Genomic DNA, 11,327 nt, shown 5'->3' on the forward strand with positions numbered 1-11,327 from the left:
CACATCACCGGCTCGTACCCCGCCCCCAGCGCCCGCCTGAGCGAAGGGACCCGCTCCGGGGCGAACGGCTTGCCCCGCGAGTCGTCGACCACCATCGCCGGCGGGCGGGCCCGCAGCTCCGCACGGAAGACGGGCCAGGCCCCGGCGACCCCGTACTTCTCGCCCACCTGAGGGCCGTCGCGCCCCCCGCTGTAGTTCGTGAGGAGACCCGCCGTCAGATAGCGGCTGGCGGGGGCGCGATCGGCGAGCCAGTACGTCTCGGGGTGCATGCCCCAGAACAGGACCCGGTCGTGCGGGGCGGTGTGCGCCTTGACCGTCTCCGCGAGGCGCACCGCGTGCGCCAGGTCGGGGCGCGGGGCGAGCAGGCCCCAGGCCAGGAAGACCGCGCACGCGCACCCCGAGACCACGATCGCCCGCGCGGTCCGCTCGCCCGGCAGGATGTGCAGGGCCGCCGCTCCCAACAGGGCGAGCGGCGGCATGAGTTGCAGGTAGTAGTGGCCGAAGAAGTGGAAGCCGAGCAGGACCGCGGCCGCGGACGCGGCGAGCCAGAGCCACAGGTCGCCCGCCCCGGTGCGGGCGATGCGCAGGACGCGTACGACCGGCGGCAGGACGCCCGCACAGGCCGCCGCCAGGATCGCCGCGTTCACCAACCCCCGCACCAGGACGTGGAGTTCGGATCCCGTGAAGGAGGCGTACGCGCCCGAGCCCGTCACCGTCCAGAACAGGAAGCCCGAGGGGGTCGTCAGCAGGGCCGCGGCGAGCACGGGGGCGCACAGACCGGCCGCGAGGCGCGGTCCGTCCCGCCGGGGCATCCCGGCCCGCCACAGCAGCCAGGCGACCGGCAGCAGCACCGCTCCCCCGGTCTGCTTGGCGAGGAAGGCGCAGGCGACCGCGGTGCCCGCGGCGCCCCATCTGCGGCGGTCGGCGCACCACATGGCGGCGGCCGTGCAGGGCAGCATGAAGATCTCGAAGGTGGCCGCCTGGGTGTCCTCCGGGTTGAGGCCGATCGAGATCAGGAGGTACAGGACGCCGGCGGTGCGGCCCGCGCCGTCCCCCCAGCGGCGCCGGGCCAGCGAGGCCAGGAGCACCGCGGTCAGGAGCTGGGCGGCGACCGCGAGGATCTTCAGCGGCAGCAGCGAGGTGTCACCGAAGAGGGCGAAGGCGCCCGCGTAGAGCCAGGGGACGAGCGGCGGCTTGCGGTCGACGACCGTCTCGTAGAGCTCGCCGCCGTCCGCCAACATCCTTGCCTGGACGGCGAGATAGCCCTCGTCGGGGTTCCACAGCGACCATCGGAAGGACGGCAGCCGGGTCACGCACGCCAGGGCGGCGAGCAGCGGCAGCAGCCGGGTCCAGTACGGATCCCGGGCACCGCCGGGGACGTACTCCTTGCGCGGGCCCGGCACCCGGAGGGTGCGTACGGAGCGTAGTGATGCGGAGGGCGCGGCGAGCATATGGAGCACGCTATCCGGCCCCGCAGTTCCCTACGGATCGGGACATACGGGGCCGGGCAACAAGGTGCACCGAAGAAGAGTGACTACAGGGCGTCACCCGCTTGCGGGTCGCGCTGGTGCAGCCGGCTGTGCGAACGCCCGTACACGAAGTAGATGACCACGCCGAGCACCATCCAGACGCCGAACCGCAGCCAGGTCTCCGCCGGCAGGTTCAGCATCAGCCACAGCGACGCGAGCACCGACAGGATCGGGACGAACGGCACCAGCGGGGTGCGGAAGGAGCGCGGCAGGTCGGGGCGCTGCTTGCGGAGCAGGATGACGCCGAGGGCGACGACGACGAAGGCGAACAGCGTACCGATGTTGACCAGTTCGGCCAGCTCGTCGATGGAGGTGAAGCCGGCGACGACGGCCACGATGACACCGAGCAGGATCGTCGAGCGGTAGGGGGTGCCGAACTTCGGGTGGACCTTGGAGAAGGTCAGCGGCAGCAGTCCGTCGCGGCTCATCGCGAAGAAGACGCGGGTCTGTCCGAGCAGCAGGATCATGCAGACCGAGGTGAGGCCGACGGCCGCGCCGAAGCTGATCAGGCCCGCCCAGAAGGGGTGCCCGACGGCCTTGAAGGCGTCCGCGAGCGGCGCGTCCGTGGAGAGGTCGGTGTACTTCTGCATGCCGGTGACGACGACGGAGACGGCGACGTACAGGAGCGTGCAGATGAAGAGCGAGCCGAGGATGCCGCGGGGCACGTCGCGCTGCGGGTTGTGGGTCTCCTCGGCGGCGGTGGCGACGATGTCGAAGCCGATGAACGCGAAGAAGACGACGGCCGCCGCGGTGAAGATGCCCATCACGCCGAAGTTCGACGGCGTGAAGCCGAAGATCAGCTGGACCAGCGGCGCGGTGATGCCGCCGCCGCCCTCGACGTGCTCGGTCGGCGGGATGAACGGGTCGTAGTTGGCACCGGTGATGAAGAAGGCCCCGACGACGATGACCAGGAGCACCACGGTCACCTTGACGGCCACGATGACGCTGGTGACCCGCGAGGAGAGCTTCATGCCCGCGACGAGGATGGCGGTGAGGACGAGCACGAGGATGCAGGCGAGCAGGTCGAAGCCGAACTTCCCCTCGTGCGTCCCGCTGAGCGCCTGCGGCAGATGCAGGCCCGCGGTGTCCAGGAGCGAGCGCAGATAGCCGGACCAGCCGACCGCGACCACGGCGCAGCCGAGTGCCAGCTCCAGGATCAGGTCCCAGCCGATGATCCACGCCGGGAACTCGCCGAGCGAGGCATACGAGAAGGTGTACGCGGACCCGGCCACCGGCACCGTCGACGCGAACTCGGCGTAGCAGAGCGCCGCGAGTCCGCAGACCAGGCCGGCGACGACGAAGGCGAGGGCCACCGAGGGCCCCGCCGTCTCCTTGGCGATCTTTCCGGTCAGGACGAAGATGCCGGTGCCGATGATGACGCCGACGCCGAAGACCGTGAGATCGAGCGCGGACAGCGACTTCTTGAGCGCGTGCTCCGGCTCCTCGGTGTCCCTGATGGACTGCTCGACGCTCTTCGTCCTGAAGAGGGTGCTGCTCACGGGCGTACCTCCCACGCTTGTCGTCCCCGACATGATCGAGAGACCGAGTACCCCGTAAGCCCCGGCACGGGCCCATTCACGCGAATGGGCCGGTCCCACCACCCGTACAGGGTGTCGGGACCGGCCCATCGGCCGCGTCGGTTGACGGTCAGTCGCGGGCGGGCTCCACGGAGTCCACGGACACCGCGGTGGACCGCTCGAATCGGCCGTCCAGCTTGGCGACCAGGCCGGTGACCTGCCGGGCGATGTCCGGGGCGGTCAGCCCGATCTCGGCCATGACCTCCTTGCGGGAGGCGTGGTCGAGGAAGCGCGGCGGGATGCCGAAGTCGCGCAGCGGCACATCGACACCGGCGTCGCGCAGTGCCTGGGAGACGGCCGAACCGACGCCGCCGGCGCGGGAGTTGTCCTCGACGGTGACGACGACGCGGTGCTGCTCGGCGAGCGGCGCCATGGCCTCGTCGACCGGCTTGACCCAGCGGGGGTCGACCACGGTCGTGGAGATGCCCTGCTTGTCGAGCAGGTCGGCGATCTCCAGGCACATGGGCGCGAGCGCGCCGACGGAGACGAGCAGGACGTCCGGGCGGTCGGCGCCCGGCTCGCGCAGCACGTCCATGCCGCCGACCGTGCCGACGGCCTTGACCGCCGGGCCGACCGCGCCCTTGGAGTAGCGCACGACGGTCGGGGCGTCGTCGACCTCGACGGCCTCGCGCAGCTGCAGGCGGACCTGGTCGGCGTCGCGCGGGGCGGCGATCCGCAGGGTCGGCACGCACTGGAGGATCGACATGTCCCACATGCCGTTGTGCGAGGCACCGTCCGTGCCGGTGACGCCGGCGCGGTCCAGGACGAAGGTGACGCCGCACTTGTGCAGGGCCACGTCCATCAGGAGCTGGTCGAAGGCGCGGTTGAGGAAGGTCGCGTAGACGGCGAAGACCGGGTGCAGCCCGCCGGTGGCCAGGCCCGCGGCCGAGACGGCGGCGTGCTGCTCGGCGATGCCGACGTCGTAGACCCGGTCGGGGAACGCCTTGGCGAACTTGGCCAGGCCGACCGGCTGCAGCATCGCCGCGGTGATCGCGACGATGTCCTCCCGCTCGTGGCCGAGCTTGACCATCTCCTCGCCGAACACGGACGTCCAGTCCATGCCGCCCGCGGCGATGGGCAGGCCGGTGTCGGGGTGGATCGGGCCGATGCCGTGGAAGTGGTCGGCCTCGTCGTCCTCGGCGGGCTTGTAGCCGCGGCCCTTCTCGGTGAGGCAGTGCACGATGACCGGGCCGCCGAAGCGCTTGGCGCGCTGCAGGGCGGACTCCAGGGCCTCGATGTCGTGGCCGTCGATCGGGCCGACGTACTTCAGGCCGAGGTCCTCGAACATGCCCTGCGGGGCGATGAAGTCCTTCAGGCCCTTCTTGGCGCCGTGCAGGGTCTCGTAGAGCGGCTTGCCGACGACGGGCGTGCGCTCCAGGATGTCCTTCCCGCGGGCCAGGAAGCGCTCGTAGCCGTCGGTGGTGCGCAGGGTCGCCAGGTGGTCGGCGAGCCCGCCGATCGTGGGGGCGTAGGAACGCTCGTTGTCGTTGACGACGATGACCAGCGGGCGGTCCTTGGCGGCGGCGATGTTGTTCAGCGCCTCCCAGGCCATGCCGCCGGTGAGCGCGCCGTCCCCGATGACGGCGACGACGTGGTCGTCCTTGCCGCGCACCTGGTTGGCCTTGGCCAGGCCGTCGGCCCAGCCGAGGACCGTCGAGGCGTGGCTGTTCTCGATCACGTCGTGCTCGGACTCGGCGCGCGAGGGGTAGCCGGACAGGCCTCCCTTGTTGCGGAGCTTGCCGAAGTCCTGGCGGCCGGTGAGCAGCTTGTGCACATAGCTCTGGTGGCCGGTGTCGAAGAGGACCTTGTCCTGGGGCGACTCGAAGACCCGGTGCAGGGCGATGGTGAGCTCGACCACACCGAGGTTCGGACCGAGGTGGCCGCCGGTCTTGGAGACGGCGTCGACCAGGAAGCCCCGGATCTCTCCGGCCAGCTGGTTCAGCTCCTCGGCGCTGAGCCGGTCCAGATCGCGCGGTCCCGTGATGCGGGTCAGCAGCGGCACCCGTGCCTCCTTGCAATAGAGCTGACATGTGCTGTTCGAGCATTGCCGGGTCTGTCGAGTCTAATGTTCCGTCGCCGTGGACCGCGTCCGGGAGGCGAATTCCCGGTCACACGAACAGACGCACCGGTCAGGGAACAGATGTTCCCTGACCGGTGCGCAAGGCGCGTCCCTCGATGGCCCGGAGGGGCCGGAAAGGGGCGCGGGGAACCGCGCGACCGGCCACGACGAACCCGCAGCCGGGGAACCGCGCAGTTCAGGGGGCCGCTACGCGCGCCCCGCCGACTTCTGCGTACGCCGCGAGACCGAGTCGATGACGACCGCCGCGAGAAGAACCGCACCGGTGATCATGTACTGAATCTCACTCGCCATGCCGAGCAGGTTCAGACCCTGCTGGATCGACTGGATCACGAGCATGCCGAGCAGCGCGGACCACACCTTGCCGCGGCCGCCGAAGAGGCTCGTGCCGCCGATGACCGCCGCGGCGATCACCATCATCAGGGTGTTGCCGCCGCCGAGGCTCTTCGTCGCGCCGCCGGAGAGGCTCGCGATGAAGAGGCCGCCGAAGGCCGCCAGCATGCCGGAGATCGCGAAGACGGTGATCCGGATGCGGTCGACGCTGATGCCCGCGCGGCGCGCGGCCTCCGCGTTGCCGCCGACCGCGAAGACCTGCCGGCCGAAGGTGGTGCGCCGGGCCACGAAGTCCGCGATGACGAGGACGGCGAGGAAGAGCACCAGGGCCAGCGGCAGGCCGCGGGCGCCCTCGGGCTCGTTCAGCTCGTACGCCGCGCCGCCCGCGAGGACGGCGACGACGACCGTGCGCAGCACGATCTCGCTGACCGGGCGCGCGGGCAGCCCGGCGGACTTGCGGCGGCGGCTGTCGAGCAGCAGCGACCCCGCGTACGCGACGATCGCGACGGCGGCGAGACCGTACGCCGCGGCCTTGTCCGCGAAGAAGTGCCCGGTCAGGTCCTCGACGACGCTGCCCTCGGGCGTGTTGATGCTGCCCTCGCCGCCCATCAGCCAGATCTGCAGACCGCTCCAGCCGAGGAAGCCGGCGAGGGTGACCACGAAGGCGGGCACGCCGATCTTGGCGAAGAAGAATCCGTGGACGGCGCCGATGACCAGGCCGGACAGGATGGCGATGAGCACCGCGAGCCAGTCGTTGAGCCCGTGCGTGACACTCAGCACGGCCCAGACGGCCGCGCCCATGCCGGCCACCGAGCCGACCGAGAGGTCGATCTCGCCGAGCAGCAGGACGAAGACGATGCCGACGGCCATGATGCCGAGGCCGGAGGTGAAGACCGCGATGTTCGCGAGGCTGCTCGCGTCCAGGAAGTGGTCGTTCTTCATCTGGAAGATGATCGCGATGACGATCAGGCCGATGACGACGGGCAGCGAGCCGAGCTCACCGCCGCGCATCTTGCGCTTGAACTCGGTCCAGTAGCCGGCCAGGCCCTCCTCGCGGACGAGCAGGCGCGGGTCGACGGCCGGGACGGGCGCGGCCGACTCCTCGACGGGGGCGGCGTCGGGGGCCTTCGGGGTCTTGGCGAGGTCGCTCACTTGGCGTCCTCCTTCGTCGCCGTGGCCGTGCGCGCCTTGCGGCGGGTGACGGCGTTGTCCGTGGCGCCGGTGATCGCGGCGATGATCTCTTCGTTGGTGGTGTCGGCGACGGAGAAGACGCCGTTGTTGCGGCCGAGCCGCAGCACCGCGACCTTGTCCGCGACGGCCTTCACGTCGGCCATGTTGTGGCTGATGAGGATCACGCCGTGGCCGCGCTCGCGCAGCCGCTCGACCAGGTCGAGGACCTGCGCGGTCTGCTCGACGCCGAGGGCCGCGGTGGGCTCGTCGAGGATGACGACCTTGGGGTCGCCGACCAGCGCGCGGGCGATGGCGACGACCTGGCGCTGACCGCCGGAGAGCGCCGCGACCGGGATGCGGACGCTGGGGATGCGGATGGAGAGGGTGTCCAGGAGCTCCCTGGCCCGCTTCTCCATCTTGATCTCGTCGAGGACGGAGGCGCTCTTCAGCTCGCTGCCGAGGAAGAGGTTCGCGACGACGTCGAGGTTGTCGCAGAGGGCGAGGTCCTGGTAGACGGTGGCCACGCCGAGGTTCTGGGCGTCGTGGGGCCGTCCGATGCGGACGCTCCTGCCCTCCCACTCGATGGTCCCGTCGTCGATCGGGTGGACGCCCGAGATCGTCTTGACGAGGGTGGACTTTCCGGCGCCGTTGTCGCCGACGAGGGCGACCACCTCACCGGTGTGGATCTCGAGGTCTACGTCCGTGAGCGCCTGGACGGCGCCGAACCGCTTGGAGACCCCGCGCAACGCCAGCACGGGCGTAGCGGACACGTGAATCATCTCCTTCGCCGCCTGTCCGGCGGGGATGGTGGTGCATCAAGGGCAAGCCCGGTGCCCGCCCCTCCGATTGCGGGGCGGTTTGTGAGGCGGGCACCGGACCGGTACTGGAGTCCGTCGCACGTACGTCCAGGGAGCGCTCTCACGCTCCGCGGAACCCACGTCGTACGAACGGCTTTACCGCAAGGGGGAGTTACTTGATACCCGCGGCGTCGCACGCCTTCTTGTACTGGGCCGTGCAGATCTCGCTGACCTTGTAGACCTTGTCCTTGACGATCGTGTCGGCGACCTCGTCCTTGGTGATCGCCTGCGCGTCGTACAGCTTCGCGGGGATGTCCTTGAAGTCGCCGCTGAGCGAATTGACCTTGCGGTCGGTGATCGTGTCGATGCTCTTGCCCTGGAGCAGGCGCACGGCGATCTCGGCGGTGGTCTCGGCCTCCGGCTTGATCTCCTTGTAGATCGTGTAGTCCTGGTCGCCGCTCAGCAGGCGCTGCACGCCCGCGAGTTCGGCGTCCTGGCCACCGACCGGGACCTTGATGCCGCGCTGCTTCAGCGCGGTGATCGCGCCGCCCGCCATGCCGTCGTTGGCGGCGTAGACGCCCTGGATGCCGTCCTTGCCGAGCTTGTCGATCGCGGAGGACATCTTGCGGTTCGCCTCGTCCGGCGACCAGTCCGGGATGTCCTGCTCGTACGCGATCTTCTTGACCTGCTTGTCGAGCACCGAGTGGGCGCCCTTCTTGAAGAAGGGGGCGTTCGGGTCGGTCGGCGAGCCGTTGATCATGACGACGTTGGCGTCCTTGGCCTTGGAGCCGAGCGCCTTGACCATGGCCCCGCCCTGCAGGCGGCCGATCTTCTCGTTGTCGTACGAGACGTAGGCGGAGAGCGGGCCCTCGGCGAGGCGGTCGTACGCGACGACCTTGACGCCCTGCTTGTCGGCCTGCTTGACCCACGACTTGGTCGACTTGTAGTCGACCGCGTCCAGGATGATCACCTTGACGCCCTGCGTGACAAGGGCCTCGAACTGCTTCTTCTGGGTCTCGATGTCCTGAGCGGCGTTGTTGTACTTGACCTCGCAGTCCGAGCAGAGTTCCTTGATCTTCGCCTCCATGATGGGGCGGTCGAAGGTCTCGTAGCGCGTGGTCTTGTTCTCCGGGAGCAGCAGGCCGATGGTCTTGCCGTCGCCGCTGCCCTTGTCGTCGTCGCCGTCTCCGGCCTTGCCACAGGCGGTCATGGCGAGCGCCATCGAGACCGCGGCCGTGCCTATGACGACGCGACGCGTCATTGCGTTCATGGTGGGGTGCCTCCCTGACGAGGCCGCGTCGTTGCGGCCGAGGTGGCTCGAAGTCAACTCGGCCGCCACACCAGCGTCAAGGAGTAAATCCTTAACGAGATGACAACGGTGCCATGCGTTATCTAAGTGAAGACAGGTGCGGTCGCAGGCAGCGATCCGTCCAAAAGTGTCGAATCGCCCATCTCGCTGAGGGCGAGGGCGAGGGCGCCCAGCACCTCGGCCCGCCCCCCAAGTGCTCCCGGAAGCACGGACAGTTGGCGCGCCGCGCTCGGGATGGCGTACCGCCCGACCGACTCCCTGATCGGCCCGAGGACCAGCTCACCGGCCTCCGCGAGGTCGCCGCCGAGGACGACACGGGAGGGGTTGAGGAGGTTGCAGAGATTCGCGACGCCGCTGCCGATGTGCCGGCCGACGTCCGCGATCACGCGCCGGCAGCCCGGGTCGCCGTCGCGCGCGAGGCCGACCACGCGCTCCATGGTCAGATCGGTGCCGTGGCTGGACTGGAGCAGCGGCAGGACGTAGCGGGCGGCGGTGAAGGTCTCCAGGCAGCCGCGGTTGCCGCAGCGGCAGACCGGGCCCGACTCGTCCAGGGTGATGTGGCCGATCTCCCCCGCGGTGCCGCCGGGCCCGCGGTAGATCCGCCCGCTGATCACCAGGCCCGCGCCGACGCCGCTGGCGACCTTGATGTACGCGAGGTCCTTGACCCCGCGCCCGCTCCCCCAGACCAGCTCGCCGAGCGCGCCGAGGTTGGCGTCGTTGTCGACGTGCACGGGCACGCCGAGGCGGGCGCCCAGCTCCTCGGCGGGCTTGGTGCCGGTCCAGCCCGGCAGGATCGACGTGGAGCCGAGGGTGCCGGACTCCACGTCGATGGGTCCGGGCACGCCGAGCCCCACGCCCGCGATCTTGGTGGGGTCGACGCCGGTGGCCTCGATCAGCCGGGTGACCAGCTGCTCGGCGCGGTCGAAGCCCTGCGCGGCGGACGCGTCGACGTCCAGCGGCTCGGACTCCTCGGCGAGGACCTGGTGGGCGAGGTTGCCCACGGCCACGCGCAGGTGCGTGTGGCCGAAGTCGACGCCGATGACGATGCCCGCGTCGCCGCTCAGCGAGACGCTGCGGGCCCGCCTGCCGCCCGCCGAGGTGGGCGTGACCTCGACCGTCCCGCCGTCCTTCAGCTCCCGGACGATGTTGGAGACCGTCGCCGCCGACAGACCCGTCGTCCTCGCGATCTCCGCCTGCGTGAGCGATCCGGCGAGCCGCACCGCGCGCACGACCCGCTCCAGATTGGCCCGGTGCAGAGAGGACTGCGACCCCGGAGTCTCCATTGACTCTCACCCTTTGCCCTATTTCGGGCGACCGCCTGACCGCCCGTGACGCCGGCCTCGGAATCGGGAACCGGGCCATGTACAAGTTGTGAACTCCAAACTCTGCCGAAGGAGATGCCACAGTCAAGTCCTTGACGGGGATCGGGGACGGACCCCTGTGCGCCCCCCGCCGGGGGGACCGGCCAGTTCCACAAGACCGTGGGGCGCGGGAGGCGGGCGCGTCAGCGGTGAAGGGGCGGCTTCCCGGGTTCGGATGCCGAACGCTGCGGCTCGGGTGGCGCTGCGGCTCAGACCGTGAAACGGTCCGGATCGGCCCGCTTCCAGTCGTCCGCCCAGCCCGCCGCAGCACCGCCCGACGTGCCGCCGTCGAGCAACTGCCCGGGGGCGAGCCACTCGTAGAGCTCGCTGTAGGCGCGCACGTCCCCGCTGAAGGCGACGCGGCGGTGGAGCATGCCGGGGTGCAGCTCGGCGGGGCGGTCCACCCCCATCGCGGCCATGATCTGCAGCGCGCCGCGCACCGTGGCCCGCTGGAAGCGCTCGACGCGCCGCGCCTTGTCGGCCACGTCCAGGGCCCGGCTCCGGCGGGGGTCCTGGGTGGCCACGCCCACGGGACAGGTGTTGGTGTGGCACCGCTGGGCCTGGATGCAGCCGACGGCGAACATCATCGCGCGGGCCGCGTTGGTGTAGTCCGCCCCGATCGCCAGGCGCTTGACGATGTCCGCGCCGGTGGCGACCTTGCCGCTGGCTCCGACGGCGACACGGCCTCGCAGTCCCGTGCCGACCAGGGCGTTGTGGAGGGTCATCAGGCCCTCGGTGAGCGGCAGGCCGACGTGGTCGGCGAACTCCAGGGGCGCGGCGCCCGTGCCGCCCTCGGCGCCGTCGACGACGATGAAATCGGGCGTGGTGCCCTCGTCCAGCATGGCCTTGCACAGCGCGAGCACCTGGCCGCGGGAGCCGACGCAGAGCTTGAACCCGGCGGGTTTGCCGCCGGCGAGCTCCCGCATCCGGGCGATGAAGCGGACCAGCTCGCGCGGGGTGGAGAAGACCCGGTGGTAGGGCGGCGAGATCACCGTCTCGCCCTCGGGCACCTCGCGTACGGCGGCGATCTCGGCGTTGACCTTGGCGCCGGGCAGCACGCCTCCGATGCCCGGCTTGGCACCTTGGGAGAGCTTCAGGGACACGCACGTGACGTGGGGGTGCGCGGCCTTGCGGGCGAACGCGTCGGGGTCGAAGTCGCCGTCGGGCGTGCGGC

Annotated in this window: 8 protein-coding genes; all 8 read right to left on the reverse strand. The window is 70.6% G+C overall.

The window, feature by feature from the left end; all coding sequences use genetic code 11:
* The coding region (locus AOK22_RS00775; protein WP_055696555.1) for an ArnT family glycosyltransferase at positions 1-1,451 on the reverse strand (1,451 nt) is incomplete at its 3' end.
* Positions 1,452-1,534: 83 nt separating this feature from the next.
* On the reverse strand, positions 1,535-3,061 hold the full coding sequence (locus AOK22_RS00780) for an amino acid permease (protein WP_055696556.1): 1,527 nt from the start codon (positions 3,059-3,061) through the stop codon (positions 1,535-1,537).
* A 115-nt stretch (positions 3,062-3,176) separates the two neighbouring features.
* Positions 3,177-5,108, reverse strand: a complete 1,932-nt coding sequence (dxs, locus tag AOK22_RS00785; protein ID WP_055696557.1) for a 1-deoxy-D-xylulose-5-phosphate synthase — start codon at positions 5,106-5,108, stop codon at positions 3,177-3,179.
* A 264-nt stretch (positions 5,109-5,372) separates the two neighbouring features.
* Complete coding sequence (locus AOK22_RS00790) at positions 5,373-6,668, reverse strand: sugar ABC transporter permease (protein ID WP_055696558.1); 1,296 nt, start codon at positions 6,666-6,668, stop codon at positions 5,373-5,375.
* Positions 6,665-7,465 carry an ATP-binding cassette domain-containing protein gene (locus AOK22_RS00795; RefSeq protein WP_079036240.1) on the reverse strand — a complete coding sequence of 267 codons (801 nt, stop codon included), beginning with the start codon at positions 7,463-7,465 and terminating at the stop codon, positions 6,665-6,667. Before AOK22_RS00795 ends, AOK22_RS00790 begins: the two co-directional genes overlap by 4 nt.
* A 190-nt stretch (positions 7,466-7,655) precedes the next feature.
* The gene (locus AOK22_RS00800; protein WP_055696560.1) at positions 7,656-8,753 is read right to left on the reverse strand and encodes a substrate-binding domain-containing protein; all 1,098 of its coding nucleotides are present in this window, start codon (positions 8,751-8,753) and stop codon (positions 7,656-7,658) included.
* A 122-nt stretch (positions 8,754-8,875) separates the two neighbouring features.
* Positions 8,876-10,075, reverse strand: coding sequence for an ROK family transcriptional regulator (locus AOK22_RS00805; protein ID WP_055696561.1), 1,200 nt, complete (start codon positions 10,073-10,075; stop codon positions 8,876-8,878).
* 287 nt (positions 10,076-10,362) lie between these two features.
* On the reverse strand, positions 10,363-11,327 hold a 965-nt coding region (locus AOK22_RS00810; RefSeq protein ID WP_167357816.1), incomplete at its 5' end, for an FMN-binding glutamate synthase family protein.

Source organism: Streptomyces silaceus (assembly GCF_001419745.1).
Taxonomy (GTDB): Bacteria; Actinomycetota; Actinomycetes; order Streptomycetales; family Streptomycetaceae; genus Streptomyces; species Streptomyces silaceus.

Coding starts and splice junctions, on each gene's coding strand:
- AOK22_RS00800 (WP_055696560.1), bottom strand. CDS start 8,753: ATGAACGCAATGACGCGTCGCGTCGTCATAGGCACGGCCGCGGTCTCG.
- AOK22_RS00805 (WP_055696561.1), bottom strand. CDS start 10,075: ATGGAGACTCCGGGGTCGCAGTCCTCTCTGCACCGGGCCAATCTGGAG.
- AOK22_RS00795 (WP_079036240.1), bottom strand. CDS start 7,465: ATGATTCACGTGTCCGCTACGCCCGTGCTGGCGTTGCGCGGGGTCTCC.
- AOK22_RS00780 (WP_055696556.1), bottom strand. CDS start 3,061: ATGTCGGGGACGACAAGCGTGGGAGGTACGCCCGTGAGCAGCACCCTC.